21 protein-coding genes are annotated in these 17406 nt (G+C 59.1%); 11 read left to right on the top strand and 10 right to left on the bottom strand.

From position 1 onward, the window contains the following. Positions 1-102 precede the first annotated feature (102 nt). The 3 genes from O4G74_RS05740 (at position 103) to O4G74_RS05730 (ending at position 2281) form a co-directional block, all read left to right on the top strand. Positions 103-1314, top strand: a complete 1212-nt coding sequence (locus O4G74_RS05740; RefSeq protein WP_269401685.1) for an NADP-dependent isocitrate dehydrogenase — start codon at positions 103-105, stop codon at positions 1312-1314. Positions 1315-1586: 272 nt separating this feature from the next. Next, positions 1587-1868 carry a hypothetical protein gene (locus tag O4G74_RS05735; protein WP_269401684.1) on the top strand — a complete coding sequence of 94 codons (282 nt, stop codon included), beginning with the start codon at positions 1587-1589 and terminating at the stop codon, positions 1866-1868. Further along, entirely contained in the window at positions 1865-2281 is a 417-nt protein-coding gene (locus tag O4G74_RS05730) for a hypothetical protein (protein WP_269401683.1), read from the top strand. Before O4G74_RS05735 ends, O4G74_RS05730 begins: the two co-directional genes overlap by 4 nt. A 24-nt stretch (positions 2282-2305) precedes the next feature. Here O4G74_RS05730 and O4G74_RS05725 read toward each other — a convergent pair whose 3' ends face one another. From O4G74_RS05725 to purC, 5 genes are read right to left on the bottom strand one after another with little or no spacing between them, the layout of a single operon-like run. Beyond that, the gene (locus O4G74_RS05725; RefSeq protein ID WP_269401682.1) at positions 2306-2668 is read right to left on the bottom strand and encodes a hypothetical protein; all 363 of its coding nucleotides are present in this window, start codon (positions 2666-2668) and stop codon (positions 2306-2308) included. A 40-nt stretch (positions 2669-2708) separates the two neighbouring features. Beyond that, positions 2709-3077 (bottom strand): EthD domain-containing protein, encoded by a 369-nt coding sequence (locus O4G74_RS05720; RefSeq protein ID WP_269401681.1) that lies wholly within the window; start codon positions 3075-3077, stop codon positions 2709-2711. A gap of 44 nt (positions 3078-3121) precedes the next feature. Further along, positions 3122-3364: a phosphoribosylformylglycinamidine synthase subunit PurS gene (gene purS / locus O4G74_RS05715; RefSeq protein ID WP_119378789.1), complete on the bottom strand. Its 243-nt coding sequence runs from the start codon at positions 3362-3364 to the stop codon at positions 3122-3124. Between the two features lie 53 nt (positions 3365-3417). Further along, positions 3418-4128 carry a sulfotransferase family protein gene (locus O4G74_RS05710; RefSeq protein WP_269401680.1) on the bottom strand — a complete coding sequence of 237 codons (711 nt, stop codon included), beginning with the start codon at positions 4126-4128 and terminating at the stop codon, positions 3418-3420. Positions 4129-4157: 29 nt separating this feature from the next. Then, complete coding sequence (gene purC, locus O4G74_RS05705; RefSeq protein WP_119454813.1) at positions 4158-4928, bottom strand: phosphoribosylaminoimidazolesuccinocarboxamide synthase; 771 nt, start codon at positions 4926-4928, stop codon at positions 4158-4160. Between the two features lie 225 nt (positions 4929-5153). Here purC and O4G74_RS05700 point away from each other — a divergent pair, with 225 nt between their 5' ends. The 5 genes from O4G74_RS05700 (at position 5154) to rimO (ending at position 9529) form a co-directional block, all read left to right on the top strand. Beyond that, a complete protein-coding gene (locus O4G74_RS05700; RefSeq protein WP_269401679.1) occupies positions 5154-5483 on the top strand; it encodes a DUF1476 domain-containing protein in 330 nt (109 codons plus the stop codon). 125 nt (positions 5484-5608) lie between these two features. Beyond that, positions 5609-5944 (top strand): Grx4 family monothiol glutaredoxin, encoded by a 336-nt coding sequence (grxD, locus tag O4G74_RS05695; protein ID WP_269401678.1) that lies wholly within the window; start codon positions 5609-5611, stop codon positions 5942-5944. A 128-nt stretch (positions 5945-6072) separates the two neighbouring features. Next, a complete protein-coding gene (locus O4G74_RS05690) occupies positions 6073-6906 on the top strand; it encodes an SDR family NAD(P)-dependent oxidoreductase (protein WP_269401677.1) in 834 nt (277 codons plus the stop codon). Between the two features lie 54 nt (positions 6907-6960). Continuing rightward, positions 6961-8070, top strand: coding sequence for an alpha/beta fold hydrolase (locus O4G74_RS05685; protein WP_269401676.1), 1110 nt, complete (start codon positions 6961-6963; stop codon positions 8068-8070). A gap of 103 nt (positions 8071-8173) precedes the next feature. Beyond that, positions 8174-9529, top strand: coding sequence for a 30S ribosomal protein S12 methylthiotransferase RimO (gene rimO / locus O4G74_RS05680; RefSeq protein ID WP_269401675.1), 1356 nt, complete (start codon positions 8174-8176; stop codon positions 9527-9529). Between the two features lie 77 nt (positions 9530-9606). Here the strand turns inward: rimO and O4G74_RS05675 are convergent, their stop codons facing one another. Next, on the bottom strand, positions 9607-9990 hold the full coding sequence (locus O4G74_RS05675) for a hypothetical protein (protein WP_269401674.1): 384 nt from the start codon (positions 9988-9990) through the stop codon (positions 9607-9609). Between the two features lie 108 nt (positions 9991-10098). Between O4G74_RS05675 and O4G74_RS05670 the strand changes: the two genes are divergently transcribed. Next, positions 10099-10794 carry a GIN domain-containing protein gene (locus O4G74_RS05670; protein WP_269401673.1) on the top strand — a complete coding sequence of 232 codons (696 nt, stop codon included), beginning with the start codon at positions 10099-10101 and terminating at the stop codon, positions 10792-10794. 80 nt (positions 10795-10874) lie between these two features. Here O4G74_RS05670 and O4G74_RS05665 read toward each other — a convergent pair whose 3' ends face one another. The 4 genes from O4G74_RS05665 to O4G74_RS05650 all read right to left on the bottom strand — a co-directional run bounded on the left by O4G74_RS05665 (position 10875) and on the right by O4G74_RS05650 (position 14827). Continuing rightward, positions 10875-11702 carry a PPK2 family polyphosphate kinase gene (locus tag O4G74_RS05665; RefSeq protein WP_269401672.1) on the bottom strand — a complete coding sequence of 276 codons (828 nt, stop codon included), beginning with the start codon at positions 11700-11702 and terminating at the stop codon, positions 10875-10877. An 84-nt stretch (positions 11703-11786) separates the two neighbouring features. Further along, on the bottom strand, positions 11787-12404 hold the full coding sequence (gene rpsD / locus O4G74_RS05660; protein ID WP_119378798.1) for a 30S ribosomal protein S4: 618 nt from the start codon (positions 12402-12404) through the stop codon (positions 11787-11789). 121 nt (positions 12405-12525) lie between these two features. Beyond that, positions 12526-13815, bottom strand: coding sequence for a DEAD/DEAH box helicase (locus O4G74_RS05655; RefSeq protein WP_269401671.1), 1290 nt, complete (start codon positions 13813-13815; stop codon positions 12526-12528). A gap of 265 nt (positions 13816-14080) precedes the next feature. Then, positions 14081-14827: a DUF2270 domain-containing protein gene (locus O4G74_RS05650; RefSeq protein WP_269401670.1), complete on the bottom strand. Its 747-nt coding sequence runs from the start codon at positions 14825-14827 to the stop codon at positions 14081-14083. 121 nt (positions 14828-14948) lie between these two features. Between O4G74_RS05650 and O4G74_RS05645 the strand changes: the two genes are divergently transcribed. Further along, positions 14949-15311: a BlaI/MecI/CopY family transcriptional regulator gene (locus O4G74_RS05645; RefSeq protein WP_269401669.1), complete on the top strand. Its 363-nt coding sequence runs from the start codon at positions 14949-14951 to the stop codon at positions 15309-15311. Next, positions 15308-17338 carry a M56 family metallopeptidase gene (locus O4G74_RS05640; protein WP_269401668.1) on the top strand — a complete coding sequence of 677 codons (2031 nt, stop codon included), beginning with the start codon at positions 15308-15310 and terminating at the stop codon, positions 17336-17338. The genes O4G74_RS05645 and O4G74_RS05640 overlap by 4 nt, the downstream gene beginning before the upstream one ends. Positions 17339-17406 lie beyond the last annotated feature (68 nt).

The following is a 17406-nucleotide window of genomic DNA, read 5'->3' as shown; positions in this document are numbered from 1 at the left end:
CCGCTCAATCAGCTGTTGCAGGCGCGATTACCGCTTTTGACCATTCGACCCCTTCTGCTATAGCCGCCCGGGATACAGTGCAACTGAAAGGACTTTCACACGATGGCAAAGATCAAGGTCAAAAATCCGGTCGTCGAGCTCGACGGCGATGAGATGACCCGCATCATCTGGCAGATGATCAAGGACCGCCTCATCCACCCTTATCTCGATATCGATCTCAAATATTTCGACCTCGGTATCGAAGCCCGCGACGCGACCGATGACCAGATCACGGTCGACGCGGCAAACGCCATCAAGGAATATGGCGTTGGCGTTAAATGTGCGACCATCACCCCGGACGAAGCCCGCGTTGAGGAATTCGGCCTGAAGAAGATGTGGCGCTCGCCAAACGGCACGATCCGCAACATCCTCGGCGGCGTCGTCTTCCGTGAGCCAATCGTCATCTCCAACGTGCCCCGCCTGGTGCCAGGCTGGACCCAGCCCATCGTCATCGGCCGTCACGCTTTCGGCGACCAGTACCGCGCGACCGACTTCCTCTTCCCCGGCAAGGGCAAGCTGACGATGAAGTTCGAAGGCTCGGACGGCACCGTCATCGAGCACGAAGTCTTCGATGCGCCATCCTCCGGCATCGCCATGGGCATGTACAACCTCGACGAGTCGATCCGTGACTTCGCACGTGCATCGTTCAACTTCGGCCTGTCACGCAAGTGGCCGGTCTACCTGTCGACCAAGAACACGATCCTGAAAGCCTATGACGGCCGCTTCAAGGACCTGTTCCAGGAAGTGTTTGACAATGAGTTCAAGGAAGCCTTCGCTGAATTCGGCGGCACCTATGAGCACCGCCTGATCGATGACATGGTCGCAGCGGCCATGAAATGGTCCGGCGGCTATGTCTGGGCCTGTAAGAACTATGACGGCGACGTCCAGTCCGACACCGTCGCCCAGGGCTTCGGTTCGCTCGGCCTCATGACCTCCGTTCTCATGTCGCCAGACGGCAAGACGGTCGAAGCGGAAGCCGCACACGGCACCGTGACCCGTCACTACCGCAACCACCAGAAGGGCGAAGCGACCTCGACCAACTCGATCGCGTCGATCTACGCCTGGACCCGTGGCCTCGCCCACCGTGGCCGTCTCGATAACACGCCTGAGGTCACGAAGTTCGCTGAGGACCTCGAGCAGGTCGTCATCGAGACCGTTGAAAGCGGCAAGATGACCAAGGACCTCGCACTTCTTATCGGTCCAGATCAGGACTGGCTCACCACCGAAGGCTTCCTCGAAGCCGTGGCAGAGAACCTCGAAAAGAAGATGGCATAAGGCGCAAGCGCTCCATCCCCACATTGCAAAGCCCCGGTCACATGGCCGGGGCTTTTCTTTTGGCCCTTTCCGCTTTGCTTCCGGCAAAATGCTGGTAGGAGCCGTGAGGAGCAGAGGGATCGTCGATGCCTGAAGTGCAGAAACATGCATAGCAGCCGGGTTGCCTCTGGGCGATTGGGGCTTTCTTTGGTCTGCTCCTCGTCGGCTACATCTCGACCCTCATCTTCCAGCCGCACAGGCTTGGGCAGGTGAAGCATTGCCTCGGCCCGATCATGAACGCCGAACCGCCGCTCCAAAATACCTGCATCTTCCCGGTCAACGCCGAGCTCTGTCTCTATTCAAAGACGGCAGACGACATCTGCAAGACAAAGCGGCTGGAGCCTGATGAAGGTTTCGAGCGGGCCGAGATCGAAGCCGATCTCGCGCGGCTCGGCGGGCTGCTCAGAGTAGAAACCTATGCCTGCAAGCTGCCTTTCATGCCCGGCATGGTCGAGGACATTAATACGAAGCGGATGAAACAGGGCTGCCTGCCAGAGGGGAAGACACGCGAATGAAAAAGCTGCTCGCAAAGATACCCAACTGGCTGCGCATCGTCCTGATTGTCGTACTGGTCACGATTGGCGCCAACGTCCTGTCGCGCCTCACCAATCCTTCCGCTTATGCAGGCGCCAATGACTGCCTTTCGCGTGACGGGAATATCGGCCCTTATACCAATGCCTGTGAGAAGCCGATCAATGCGCGTTACTGCTTTCGGTCTGCCGGGCTGGAGAAGACTTGCGGCGTCGTGGAACTCGCCCCTGGCGAGACGATGGGCGACCTTCGTGAGGAGGCAGACGCCGCACGCGAAATCCACGACGTTAATCGCACGACCGTGCATGCCTGCGCCCTGCCCTATGTTCCGCAGGACGTGCCGAGCACAAATAATAGCGCGCGCATGGTGGATGGTTGCCGCAAACCCCGCGACTGATCGCGGAGGTCTGGCGCCTCAGACCTAGCCGTTGATGATGATCGGGTCGCCCGGCTTGGACATCGGCGCGGCCTCCTCGATTGCGATTGGTCCTTCGCAGATATCGGTCAACCGGCCACGCTGGCGCTCGGATACGGGCTGCGGAATGCGATCTTCATAGCCATCGGCGATGAGGTCACAATTGCAGTCCACGCCTTCGATCTTCTCGCCATCGACGAGGTGTTCGACAATCTTGCATCCGGCTTCGTCAGCCTTGGTCCACATACGCGTATTTAAGCTCTGCCCGCTTTCAGTCTCCCAGCTCGTCGAGATGGAGCGGCAGATTTCCTCTGCCGCTGCAGGCAGGCAGACGACAAGGGCGGCGATAACAAGAAGACGCTGTTTCATACTGCAAACCAAAGCACGAACTGGGCCAGTCCATGCAGCCCTAACCAATGATGACGTGTTCCTCATTGAACCAGAGAGGCGAGCGCGGCAAGTCGATAAACTTGCGCTCATCTTCCAGCAGGGCTGCGCCCGCTTCGGCATTGCCCTCATTCTCGCCTGCCTCGAACAGCGCATCCCAACTCTCGAAGTAGATTTCCGCTATACCGTCATACATGTCTGGCGCATCTCGGCTATCGCGCATCACGCCGTTGAAGTCGTGTGTCAGAGCATGCGCCTGCACGTAGCGCGCGATGCCCAGTGTCTTGGCATGCCTGGCGACCAGTGGGGCATGGTTTTCGCGCCAATAGGTCTGGAATTCTTCCCGGCTGAGATGCGGCAGCCTGTGTAGGCAGAATGTTAGCTTGATCATCAAAGTCCTCCCTTATGTTACGGGAAGACTAGCGCGGAAATGGCCTAATCGACCAGTTCGTAGCGATAGGATTCGATCACCGTATTCGCCAGCAGCTTCTCGCACATTTCCTTGACGCGAGCGTCGGCCTTGTCCTTGGCAACGCCTTCGAGGTCGAGCTCGATCACTTTGCCGATGCGCGCGCTGTGCACTTCATCATAGCCCATTCGGCCAAGCGTGTCGGCGACCGCCTTGCCTTGCGGATCGAGAACACCGGGTTTCAGGCCGACATGCACAATGGCTTTCATGACACTCGTCTCCGCTCGGAATCGACGCTGCTGCGTCCTTGTGAACTGACGTCCTATTGAAAGGCGAGCGCGGCTGCAACTGCGCCGGCCACAACAAGTGCACCGGCGATCCAAGGCGCGCGATTGAGCCAGGTGAAAGCCGCCACACGCTTCTTGAAATCAGCCCGGTCATTCACGTTCGGAAAAGGGCTGTCCGGGACAGGCACGCCGAGAAACGCACACAGCGGCTCCCACCCTTCCTTCGGATGGAAAATGAGCAGGCGCTCCTCCGAAATCTCCGCCTTTACGGCCGCCTCATGCTGCTCGAATATTTTGCGTGCATAATCGCGATCCTCGAATTTACCTTGAAAGACCCGGTCCCACACCGTGGCGTTGGTCATTTCCTTGATCTTTCGGATCTTTGGGATGGCGGTCATCCAGTTCGGAATTTTCTTGCTGACCGGATAGATCGTTTCCAGCGCGCTTTCATACCAGCTGTCAAAGCTACGCGTCGTCAGGACCACTTTGGCGGCTGGATAATGCGCCGAGATCTCTCGCCAGTAAGCGGAAGAAGGAAAGTCGACGCTGGCCTGAAAGCCGTGGAACACTTCGTCCCAGTCAGGCCTTTGCCCGCGTCCGATTGAATGCCAGCTATTGAGCTGAAACTCACTCGGAAACACCTCCATCATGTGGTGGCACTTGGTGAAGCCAAGCTGTTCCAGAGCCACTTTCATTGAAAGCGTACCGGTGCGGCCAAAGCCTGCGCCCACAACCTTGAGTGTCATGTTCCTGTCCCCCCACAGAGGGGAGAACGCTACTTCATGCCGCTCGTGAAGTCGATCACATCGCCGCCCTGGGCGCTTTCCTTGATGATACCAAGGCGCCGGGCAACTTCTGCATAGGCTTCCGTCACGCCGCCAAGGTCGCGGCGGAACCGGTCCTTGTCGAGCTTTTCATTGGTCTCATAATCCCAGAGACGGCAGCTATCAGGACTGATCTCATCAGCCAGGATGGTGCGGACCATCTCGCCTTCGAAATGGCGGCCAAACTCAAGCTTGAAGTCGATCAGGCGAATGCCGACCGCCGAGAAAAGACCGGACATGAAGTCATTGATCCGCAGGGCGAGCGAGACGATGTCGTCCATCTCCTGCTGGCTGGCCCAGCCAAAGGCCGCGATGTGCTCTTCAGAAACGAGCGGGTCGCCCAGCTCATCCTTCTTGTAGCAGAACTCGACAATGGCGCGCGGCAGCGTTTCGCCTTCCGGAATGCCAAGGCGCTTCGACATGGTGCCCGCAGCAACATTGCGCACGATCACTTCCAGCGGAATGATCTCCACCTTCTTGATCAGCTGCTCGCGCATATTGAGGCGCTTGATGAAGTGGTTCGGGATGCCGACCGCGGACAGGCGGGTCATCAGAAATTCGCTGATGCGGTTATTCAGGACGCCCTTGCCGTCAAGCACGGCTTTCTTCTCAGCGTTGAACGCCGTCGCATCGTCCTTGAAATACTGGATCAGGGTGCCGGGCTCTGGTCCTTCGTAAAGGATCTTGGCCTTGCCTTCATAAATCATGCGTCTGCGCGACATCGCTATCCCTCCGCCAAGGGGAGACGCGCTGCAGGTTCAGCCGCTCTGCGCCCCCAAGAACAAGGCGGAGTGATAACGCGAGTGCTCTTGCTAAACAAATGATGATTCAGCAGGCACCGTGGGGGTTGCGGCACTGGCGTACCGCTCTAGCGCCTTGCGCAGGATGGCCATGGCAATCTATATCCCGGCAAAGCCAGTCATGCCCAATCAAGAGGAGGGCTTACCATGAGCACATTCGACGATCGCGAGCGCGCCGAGGAAGCAAAATACGCGCACGACAGCGCCCTGCAGTTCAAGATCATGAACCGCCGCAACAAGTTGCTCGGCCTCTGGGCTGCAGACCTGATGAACCTGTCCGGCAATGAGGCTGAGGCCTATGCCAAGTCCGTCGTCATGTCCGACCTCGAGGAGCCGGGCGACGAAGACGTTTTCCGCAAGGTGCGTGGTGATTTTGATGCCAAAGGCGTTGACCGCTCAGACGCACGCATCCGTGAGCACATGGCAGAACTGCTAGCCGTCGCGCGCGAGCAGATCATGAAGGAAGTCAAGGACTAGGCAGGCCCCGCGCTTGCGCCGGCTGGTCCGCCAACATGTAGGCCAACGGCCCGCAACCCTTGAAGCGATTGCCTGCTGGCCACACATTCCGAGCAGATACCGGAAAGTTCCGATTGGAGACCAGAATGAGCGATGACGTCCAGCAAGCCATCGACAAGGCTGTGAAAAGCAATGATGTGGTGCTTTTCATGAAAGGCACCCCGACATTCCCGCAATGCGGTTTCTCGTCGGTGGTTGTTCAGGTGCTCGACTATCTTGGCGTCGATTACGCCGCGACCAACGTGCTTGAAGACCAGGCCATCCGCGAGGGCATCAAGGAGTATTCCGACTGGCCGACGATCCCGCAGCTTTACGTCAAAGGTGAGTTCGTCGGCGGCTGCGACATCATCAAGGAAATGTTCGAAAGCGGTGAGCTCAAAGAGTTCATGGCTGAAAAGGGCATCGAGATGGAAGCGGCCTGAGGCTTTCCTTTCAATATGACATCCAAACGCCGCAGCCTCCGGACTGCGGCGTTTTTTTTCTAATCGTTCGTCATGGCCACTTCGTCCAAACCTGCTAGCCTGCCCTGTCAACGATGCGGGGAACAAACATGACGGCTTGGCTAAAAGGTGGAAACACAGCGGTCATAACGGGCGCGGCGGGGGGTATCGGACTTGAGGCGGCGCGGCGTTTCTCGGCGGCCGGCATGAACGTTGTCCTGGCCGACGTGAATGCAGAGGCTCTCGAGGCAGCAAAGACTTCCTTCCCAAATTCAAGCGGCGTCCTGACGAGAGTCTGCGATGTGTCAGACCCTGCGGCGGTCTCCGCGCTGTCCGAAACTGCTTCAGCGGAATTCGGACCGGTCCACTGCCTGATGAACAATGCGGGTATTGCGCGGATGGGCACCAAACCCTGGGAGAATATCGATGCGTTCAAAAGCATGCTGGATATCAATCTCATGGGCGTCGTGCATGGCTGTCACGCCTTCATTCCATCAATGCTCGCGCACGGAGAGCCCGGCGCCATCATCAACACCGCGTCCAAACAGGGCATCACGCGCCCTCCCGGTAACTATGCCTACAACCTCTCCAAGGCGGGCGTGCTGGCCTACACCGAAAGCGTCGCGCATGCGCTTCGGGCTGAAGAAGGCTGCCAGTTGGCCGCCCATCTGCTCGTGCCCGGCTTTGTTTATACGCCGATGATCAGCCGCTTCATCCCGCAAAAACCGCCTTTCGCCGCCACAGCCGAGGAAACGGTTGATTTCATGATGGATCGTCTCGATAGCGGCGACTTCTACATTATCTGCCCGGACAATGAGACACCGCGCAGCCTCGATGAAAAGCGCATCCAGTGGACAGCCGACGACATCATCAAGAACCGTCCCGCTCTTTCGCGTTGGCATCCAGACTTCGAGGCAGCCTACAAAAAATTCGTGCAGGGCTAGTCGCAAGCGTCTCTGCAACTACCGTCTCCTGCGGATCACCACGCCTTTCAGACCATGACCTCAGAAAAAGGGCCTGCCATGATGATCAAAGCCGTTCTGTTCGCGCTCGGAGCGCTCGCCGTTTCGACCACCGCGACCGCCGAAAACTGGGCCGCGCAGGCGGAACAGCACACCGTCCAACTCGAAAACTTTGAGTTTGGCACGGGCGAAACCATGCCGGTCACCATGAGCTATTACACGCTCGGCACACCGGAGAGAGATGCTGATGGCAAGATCACCAATGCGGTGATGCTTCTCCACGGCACCGGCGGCAGCGGCACATCCCTGCTGCGCCCACTATTCGGTGATGAACTGTTCGGGCCGGGCCAGCTACTGGACCTCGCAGATACCTACATCATCTCGCCCGACAATCTCGGCCATGGCGACAGCTCCAAGCCGAGTGACGGCATGCGGCTCGATTTTCCACGCTATGACTATGACGACATGGTGCGCGCCCAGTACCGTATGCTGACCGAACACGCAGATGTCGAAAGCCTCGACATGATCATCGGCACCTCCATGGGCTGCATGCATAGTTTTGTATGGGGTCCGGAATACCCTGGCTTTGTCGATCGCTTCGTCCCGCTCGCTTGCAACGCGATAGAGATCGCGGGCCGCAACCGCATGTTCCGCCAGATGATCATCGACGGCTTCGAGGACGACCCTGACTATGACGGGGGCAACTATGAGGACGCAGCGGATCTGGAAACGGGCCAGCTTGTCTATGCGAACACGCTGATTCTGGCCGGCGGAAATCCGTATCGCCTCCAAGCTGAAGCACCGACACGTGACGCCTCGATTGAAGTGCTGCATGCATCTCAGGAAGCCCTGAAGGCCCGCGCTGTCGATCCGAACGACACGATCTACCAGTTCGATGCGTCGCGCACCTACAACCCAGCTCCCCGGCTTTCGGAAGTCGAAGTGCCCGTGCTCTGGATCAATTCAGCCGACGACTTCATCAACCCGCCGGGCCTTGGCGATCCCGAAGCGCTCGCCGCCCAGATGCCAAATGCCCGCTTCGTCCTCATCCCCGCCAGCGAAAAAACCCGCGGACACGGCACACATACGGCAGCGGCCATCTGGAAAGATGAGCTGATCGCATTTCTGGAGGCGCACCCGGACTAGCGGCGAATAGCCATTCACGCGCGTCTACGTGCTGCGTGAGAAGACTGTTCTACTACGCTATCACGCTTTCCATTGGGGCCCGCCGCTGTTAAACGCGCGCCCCATGAGCACACTTGTGGAAAATCCGCCGATCGCGCCTGTGAAGACCCAGCCGAAAGTGGGCATAGTCTCGCTTGGCTGCCCGAAGGCGCTGGTCGATTCTGAGCGCATCATCACGCGCCTGCGCGCCGAAGGCTATGCAATCTCGCCAGACTATGCGGGGGCAGACCTTGTTCTCGTCAATACGTGCGGTTTCCTCGACAGCGCACGCGATGAAAGCCTCGAAGCCATTGGCGAGGCGATCGAGGCAAATGGCAAGGTGATCGTGACCGGCTGCCTTGGTGCAGAACCGGACGTCATCCAGAAGGCGCATCCCAAGGTTCTCGCCGTCACAGGCCCGCATCAATATGAGCAGGTGATGGAGGCGGTGCATAAACATCTGACGCCGCCGCCTGATGCGTTCACAGACCTCGTGCCGGAAACCGGGTTGAAGCTGACCCCGCGCCACTATTCCTATCTGAAGATTTCAGAAGGCTGTAACAATCGCTGCAGCTTCTGCATCATCCCGAAATTGCGCGGCGACCTTGTCTCCCGCCCGATCCACCATGTCCTGACAGAGGCGGAACAGCTTGTCCGCGCCGGTGTGAATGAGCTTCTGGTGATCAGCCAGGACACGTCAGCCTATGGCCTCGACGTGAAATACGCCCCGCAGATGTGGAAAGGCGAGGAATACGAAACCCGCTTCCTCGACCTTGCGCGCGGGCTCGGCTCACTCGGCGCGTGGGTTCGCATGCACTATGTCTACCCCTACCCGCATGTCGACAAGGTCATCCCGCTAATGGCCGACGGGACGATCCTTCCCTATCTCGACATCCCGTTTCAGCATGCCTCTGCCAATGTGCTGAAAGCGATGAAACGCCCCGCCAAGCAGGACCGCGTGCTGGAGCGCATCCAGCAATGGCGGCGCGACGTGCCGGGCATGACCATCCGCTCGACCTTCATTGTCGGCTTTCCGGGCGAAACCGAGGAAGACTTCGAAATCCTTCTGGACTTCATCCGCGAGGCAAAAATCGACCGGGCTGGCTGCTTCAAATACGAGAATGTCCAGCATGCCGAGAGCCGCGACCTGCCGGGCCACTTGCCGGAAGAGGTCAAGGAAGAACGCTGGCACCGCTTTATGGCCGTTCAGGCGGCGGTTTCCGCTGAACGCGCTGAGGCGCAAGTCGGCACGGTTCAGGACGTTATCATCGACGGGCCGGGTGAAGCCGATGGCGAGATGTTCGCGCGCACCAAGGCGGACGCGCCGGAAGTCGACGGCATCGTTTATCTCGACAATGCCAGCCATCTTCAGCCAGGCGACATCGTCAGCGCCCGTATCACGGACGCCGACGAATACGACCTTTATGGTGAGCCAGCCTAAGTTCGCAGCGCCACAGACGCCCTCATCCTGAGTGAAGTCGAAGGACGAGGGCGGCTGTCGGCTGACACGTTTTCAGCCTAGTTGCTGATATCGTTGCGGATCCGCACGGCAGCGCTTTGCGGAATGCCGAGCTCTTCAAACGTCCAGCTCAGCTCGACACCCTCGGGCATATAGGCTTCGCAATAGTCCTGACGCTCGCGGTAGAAGCCGACAGAGAAGCGGTTATCGCCCGTCTTGTCGATGTCGGCCCCGATGAAATCCCTGGTCGTGCAGCCATTCGACGTCACGCGCGCTGTAACAATCCCGTTGGTCACGTCAGCGCCCATCAGCTCGCCATAGGAGCGGTCGCTGCTCCAGTCAGCGCGGACGTGCTCATCCGCATCAACGATGACGCAGCCACCCAGAAAGAGGGCTGAACTGGCCGCGACCAGAGACAGGCGGATCGAGGTGTTGAGCTTCATGTCGAAAATTCCTTATTGACTTACAATAATTATTCGTATTGATTTTCGATAAAGAAGAGTCAAGCAAATAGTTTGTGCTCAAACACAGAAGCCAGACAGGACCATCAAATGACCCGCCGCATTGCCCTCACCGCCCTCGCCCTCAGTGCCGCAATGGCCCTGCCCGCCCTCGCCGAAACGCGCACCTATGATGTCGGCAATTTCGAGGGCATCGACGTGTCTTCAGGCATCGAAGTCATTTATGAGACCGGCACCAGCAAGTCCGTCATTGTAGAGAACAAGGACGGCGATTTCAGCGACATCATCGTCGAAACGAAGAGCGGAGAGCTGGTTCTGAAGCGGCCACGCAAAATGGGCTGGGGCCGCCGCCGCGCGCCGTATACCGTGACGGTCGGCGTGTCATCGCTCAACTCGATTGAGGCCTCCTCCGGCTCAAGCGTATCAGGTGACGGCTTGTCTGGCCCCCGTGCCAGCGTTGAAGTCTCCTCTGGGGCCGAGGTCGAAATCCGCGGCATCGACGCCGAGACGGTCATCGCGGAGGCTTCCAGCGGCGCGAGCATGGAAATCGCCGGCACTTGCACGACTATCGATGCTGATGCCTCCTCGGGCGCAAACCTCGATGCGGGCGACCTCATCTGCGCGCGTCTGGTGGCGGATGTCTCCTCCGGCGCATCGATTGACGCCCATGCCAGCCAGAGCGTGCGCGCTGACGCATCGAGCGGCGGCAGCGTAAAGGCCTTTGGCGGAGCAAGCGATGTGTCCGTCGAAAAGTCCTCCGGCGGATCTGTCCGCGTCGTCAGCTGACCCCGGCCCCACCCCGGGAAATGCGAGAGGCCTTCCATCTGGAAGGCCTCTTTCTTTGCGACACGAAACAATCAAAAAGCCTAGCTGAAATCATAGTCCTCTGCGCGCAGCTCGAGCTGCGGCCAGTCGAGTTTCATGTCCTCGAGCGTGCCCCGCACAATCCGCGCGATAGCGGCATTCCGCCGTGTGCGGCTATCGGAAGGGATCACATACCACGGGGCCCACGGGGTCGAGCAGCGGTCCACCATTGTCTCATAGGCCGCCATGAAGTCCGGCCAGAGCTTACGGTCTTCAAGATCTCCGGGATTGAACTTCCAGCGCTTGTGCGGCTCGGTAACACGTTCTTTCAGACGCTCGCCCTGCTTCTCATGCCCGATGTGAAGCATGAACTTCAAAATCGTGACGCCGTTTTCGGTCAGCAGCTTCTCGAACTGGTTGATCTGCTCATAGCGCTGCTCGACCATCTCAGCGGGCGCGAAGTTGCGCACCTTTACCACCAGGACATCCTCATAATGGGAGCGGTCAAAGATACCGATAATGCCCTTGGGCGGAACGGCTTCGTGTACGCGCCATAGATAGTCATGGGCAAGCTCTTCCTTGCTGGGGGCCTTGAAGGCCTTCACCTTCACCCCTAGCGGGGAGGTCTGTGCGAACACGTTGCGGATCACCCCGCTCTTGCCGGAAGTGTCCATACCCTGAAGCACGACCAGCAATGCGCGCTGCCGGCAGGCATAGAGCAGGTCCTGAAGCTCATCGATGGCGCCGGCATCGACCTGCAACTGCTTTCGCGCATGCTTCTTGTCGGGAAACAGCTCCCGGTCTCCACTATCGCGCGATGAGAGCTCGAATGACTGTCCCGGCGCAGCGATCAATCGCTGGCGAACCTCCTCTATTTCAGGTGACGACATTGGGGATCTCCTACATTTCTCGCAAAGAAAAAGCCGCGCCCAGAGGAGCGCGGCTTGATCGTAACTTCAAGTGCCTGAAACGGCTTAGGACGAATAGAATTCGACCACCTGCGCAGGCTCCATTTTGACGGCGTACGGCACGTCAACGAGCTCTGGCACGCGAACCAGCGTTGCTGTCATCGCCTTCGGGTCGACATCAATATATTCCGGGATATCGCGTTCTGGCGAACCCAGTGCTTCGAGCACGAGCGCCATGTTGCGCGACTTCTCGCGGATTTCCACCACGTCGCCGGGCTTCAGGCGATAGGAACCGATATTCGTCTTCACACCGTTCACTTTAACGTGGCCGTGATTGACGAACTGACGCGCAGCAAAAATGGTCGGCACGAACTTCGCGCGATAGACAAAAGCCTCGAGACGGGATTCGAGCAGGCCGATGAGGTTCTCTGCCGTGTTGCCCTTTTGACGGTTTGCTTCGTCATAGGTGCGGCGGAACTGTTTCTCGGTGATGTCGCCATAGTGGAACTTCAGCTTCTGTTTGGCCATGAGCTGAAGACCATAGTCAGACGTCTTCTGACGGCGGCCCTGGCCATGCTGGCCTGGCTTGGTCGGACGCTTGTTGACTGGCGATTTGGGGCGGCCCCAGATATTTTCACCGACGCGGCGGTCGATCTTGTACTTCGTCGAGTGACGACGTGACATGATAGTCTTCCTTTTTAGACGTGGGCCGGTGAAGCGTCCCTAACGAGCTTCACGATTACAACGGCGGCACCACACCATCCCGTCTTGAAGGCGCGGGTTAAATGCGAAAAGCCCCGTCAGGTCAAGAGGACGCGCTGCTTTGCTTTTGCCTGCCCTGACTGGCATTTCCGCCATTGCCACGGTTGCGGTTCTGGTTACGCGAACGCGGTTTACGATTTGATCGGTTGCCGCCGCGCGATGGGTCGAACTTTGTGCGCTCGTCGCCGCCGGACTTCTCTGTGAACTCAGGCATCGCGCCGTCGACTGGAAGCTTTGATCCAATCAGCTTCTCGATGTCGCGCAGAAGCTTGCGCTCCTCACCATCGCAAAGCGTGATCGCCGTGCCGCTCTCGCCGGCGCGGGCCGTGCGGCCAATCCGGTGCACATAGGATTCGGGCACATTCGGCAGCTCATAGTTCACCACATGGCTCACCTGGTCGATATCGATGCCGCGGGCCGCAATATCGGTGGCAACAAGCACAAGAAGCTTACGACTCTTGAACGCATCGAGCGCCTTGGTGCGCTGGTTCTGGCTCTTGTTGCCGTGGATGGCCGCTGACGCGAGCCCGGCCTGCTCGAGATGGCGTGCCACACGATCTGCGCCGCGCTTGGTACGCGTAAAGACAATGGCGCTCTCGACTTTCTTACCCCGGAGGATATCGACGAGGATGTCCCGCTTCTGGGTGTGCGGCACAAAGCGGACCGTCTGGTCGATCCGGTCAACGGGCTTCGACACCTGCGATACGGCGACATTCACCGGGTCCTTCAGGAACTGGTCCGCTAGTGCGCGGATGTCTTTCGGCATGGTTGCAGACAGGAGTGCGGTCTGGCGCTCCTTCGGCAGTTGTTGCAGGATCTTCTTGATCTGAGGAAGGAAGCCCATGTCCATCATGTGGTCAGCTTCATCCAGAACCACGGTCTGCAGGTCGTCGAAGCGCACTGCGTTCTGAGATTTCAGGTCGAGCAGCCGGCCCGGCGTGGCAACGAGTATATCGACGCCCCGCTCAAGCGCGCGGATCTGCTTTGAGATCTTGAGGCCGCCAACAACCACCGTCGATGAAAGGTGACCGTGTTTGCCATAGATACGCACGCTGTCTGCAATCTGGGCTGCAAGTTCACGGGTCGGCGCCAGGATGAGCGCACGGCAGGTTTTCGGCGCCGGGCGGGTACCCATGCCAAGCAGGCGGTGCAGGATTGGAAGGGTGAAAGCCGCCGTCTTGCCGGTGCCGGTCTGCGCCGTGCCAAGCACGTCGCGACCCTCAATCATGGCCGGAACGACCTGCGCCTGAATTGGCGTTGGCTGGTCATAGCCTTCTGCTGCAAGTGCACGAAGGAGAGGCTCGGCGAGGCCGAGGTCAGTAAAATTGGTCAAACAAATATCTTTCAGTTGTGGCCTGGCGCGGTCATTCTCCGCGGAGGCGCAATAGGCTTGCCCGCAGCAGACCAGTCTGCCGCGTTCGGGTTATGCGCTGATCAGGACTTGCTTTCGTCAAGGCAACGATCGGTAGGGAAAGTCGCTCGATCCGGGCTGTCTGGCTCTCGGATCACAAGATCGATGCCTGAGGCGTCTGGGGGTCGAGATAAGGCTTCTAACGCAAAGCGCAAGCCGAATTCGCCGCAGCGCCGCAAAGACAGGGTCAGTCAGATGGCTCAGGATCGAGATAGTCAGCCGTCTTTGACTTGTCCGCTTTCTCCGAAACCCAAGCCCAGGCCGTAAGGGTTATGAAGAAGATAAGCAGGCAGGTGCCCAGTATAATGGCGAGCCAACCGGGGATCGCGCCAATATGGGCCCGCTCCAGCGCCTGCGCGATAGACGAAGCCTCAATCGGATGAATCCATATCTTTGCCAGGTAGGCTGCATACTGGATGATGAATATCCAGAGATAGTTGCGCCGCAGTCTCTGACCCATCGCCCGAAAGGAAGATATACGGTGGCGCGGGTGGATGTAATCATCTGAAAGCGCACTGCCCCGGTCCTGAGGGATCACCGCGCCCTGCCCGCGAAGGATCGGCACCATGACTGCCAGCTCCAGCAGGCGCGCTCGAAACTTCCAGACCATGAAGTAGCGATAACGGCGCGCCTCCAGGAACAGGAACATCACGGTAAGCATGCCAACCAGCACGATCGGCAGAGGTGATGCAGTCGCGCTCGCAAAACTGACCGAGAGGGCAATACCGGTGGAGACAACCGCCCAGTTAGTCGTCATGTCGAGACGCTGGCGCCAGATCGTCGAACGGTAGACTTCGGCGCGATAGAGGTGGGCAAGCGCACCGATTTCCTTGGATCCGGCTACGGGCTCGCTTGATTTCTGAGTGGCTTCATCGTCTGACATGGTTGGACCATAGGCCGGTTCGCCCATGCCGTCACCATTCAGAAAACCCAAATCCGCCCCATCAGAACGCGACCGGGTGCCGGCAGGCTGCCTTGCAATTGTCACAACTTTCTTATTGACCACAACTGTAATCACAATTATCGATTACATCCGTAGTCAAAAGAGGCCTGCCATGCAGATCGCGCCCGCCGAACTCGAAATCATGAATGTCCTGTGGGACCAGCCTGGAATTGGCGCCGCAGAGATCGCGGAAGTTCTGGCTTCCGACAGGAACTGGAACATACGCACGATCAAGACGATGCTCGGACGCCTCGTCGAGAAGGGGGCGCTTGAGACCGAAGCCGAGGGCCGACGCTACCTTTACCGGCCTCTGGTGAAACGCGGTGACTATCGCCGCAAGGAAGCTCGCCAATTTGTCGACCGCATGTTCGGGGGCCGCGCTGCCCCGCTCGTGGCTCATCTCGCCGACGGCAAAGGCCTCAGCGCCGATGATATTGCCGAACTTGAAGCGCTTCTTGGGGAACTGAAGAAATGACCGTTTTCAATGATCTTCATCCGCTGCTGCTGAACTGCATTCAGACCAGCCTCGCCGTAGGTATCCTGTTCGGGCTCGTCCTCATCGTCAGGCGTCCCTTCGCCCGCCAGTTCGGAGCGAAGGCGGCCTACGCACTCTGGCTTGTACCGCTCGCACGCCTCGCAATGCCGCCGCTGCCAGCCAATATTTCCCTTTTCGGTTTTCTGGCCCCGACAGAGCCCCAGCAGACTGTCGCGAGCCCACAGGTCGCTGAGCGCATCCACGCAATCGTCAACGATACCGGCACCATCTCTCACGCCCCAGCGTTCGAGGCGTCTGAAGTACCGGCTGCACCGCTCCCGGCTCCGCTAGAGGCGGCTGAGCCCGGTATGCTTGACGCGCTCATGCAGCTTGTCCCTCATCTCATCCTTCCGGTCTGGATTGCTGGCAGCGTCCTTGTGCTCGCCACCGCATGGCGCAAGCAGGCTGTTTTCCATGGTCTCATCCGGGACGATTTCGAACCGGCGTCGGACCATGTCGCAGAGTTGACGGCCAGGATCGCGAAAGAACTCGGCGTGAAGCGCGCCCATGATGTGCGCGTCAGCCTCCTGAATGGCAGCCCGCTGGTCACCGGCCTTGTTAAACCTGTCATCCTCCTGCCCGCGTGGTTCGAGGATGACTACTCCCCGCGCGAACAGCGCGACGCGCTGACCCACGAGCTGACGCACGTGAAGCGCAATGACCTCCTTGCCCTGCAGGCCGCCCAGCTCGTGCTGGCCCTGCAGTGGTTCAACCCACTGGCTCACCTTGCCATGCGGGCGTTCCGCGTGGACCAGGAGGCAGCCTGTGACGCCGATGTACTTCGGGCGGGAACATCGTCGGCGTTCTCCTATGGCCAGACCCTCGTCAAGGCGGCGCGCCTTGCAGGTCCGGCTGATGGTGCCTTTCGCGGCGCCAACCTCACCCTGACGCATCCCATAAAAGAAAGACTTATACTGATGCAGAACACCGCCCCCACACTCCGCCGCCGCCTGCTCGGTTCGACGCTCGCCCTGACCCTTGGCTCCGCCGCCATCGTCGCAACCGCCTCATGCGCTGCGAATGCCTCGCCGCAGCAGGCCACCGACAACGAGCTCGCCGGCGGTGCTAAAACCGCTGAGCGCCACGCAAAGGTCTACCGCTTCAGCTCGAACGGCAGCGACGGCGACCGTCAGTTCGTGCTGCTGAGCGACCCATTCCAGAAGCTCGGCCCGCGCCTTGAAAAACTTGAAGAACTGGATCTGTCGGACCTCGAAGCGGAAATGGAAGTCCTCGCTCTCGAACTCGATGACCTTGGTGAGCTTCACGAACTCGAAGACCTGGCCGCGCTGGGCGACCTGTCTGAACTCAGCGGTCTTGCCGAGCTTGGAAACATGTCTTTCGATTTCGATCTGCAGATTTCAGACCTGGACGAGTTTGGCGTCGAAACCGTCGAGACCGAGAATGGTGTAAAAATCATCATTCCCGGTCGCGAGCTCATGGTGTCCCGGGATGGCGACGGCGCTCTGAACATTGAAGAACTGGAAGCCTTCATTGAGGCGCATGCCGAAAGAATCGAACACATCGCTGAACGCCACGCAGAACAGGTTGAACGCCGTGCGGAGCGCCAAGCCGAACGCGCCGAACGCATTGCCCTGGTTATTGAAGAACGCGTTGAAGCGCGCGCCGATCGCATGGAAGAGCTTGGCGAGCAGATGGAGCTTCGCATCGAGCGCGCCTTCGAGAATGGTCTCGAAGAGGACCTCGAAGAAGCCGGCGAGATCGTAGAGGAAATGGCTGAGAAGTGCGAAGATCGCGAAGAAGGCCTCAACAGCCCGACCATCATCAGCTTCACCTCTGATGAGGGCGAGACCTACCGCGCGCTCTGTGTGAATGGATCGAGCGAGCGCCTGCACGATGACGATGTCACCGCCTTCATTGCCAACAGCGACGAGCTGACGGACGCAGAACGCGCCCGCTTCGGTGAGGACCGTTCTTATTCCTACAGCTATTCCTGGTCAGAGAACTGATCTTTCTTCTCACACGGCGAGATGTTCTCGACAGGATAGAGGCCCCTGCTCCGACCCGGCAGGGGCCA

The sequence above is a fragment of the Henriciella marina genome (assembly GCF_027213945.1).
In the GTDB taxonomy this organism is placed as follows: domain Bacteria; phylum Pseudomonadota; class Alphaproteobacteria; order Caulobacterales; family Hyphomonadaceae; genus Henriciella; species Henriciella marina_A.
Note: the sequence above shows the minus strand (reverse complement) of the source record. Positions and strands in the feature narration are given on the sequence as shown.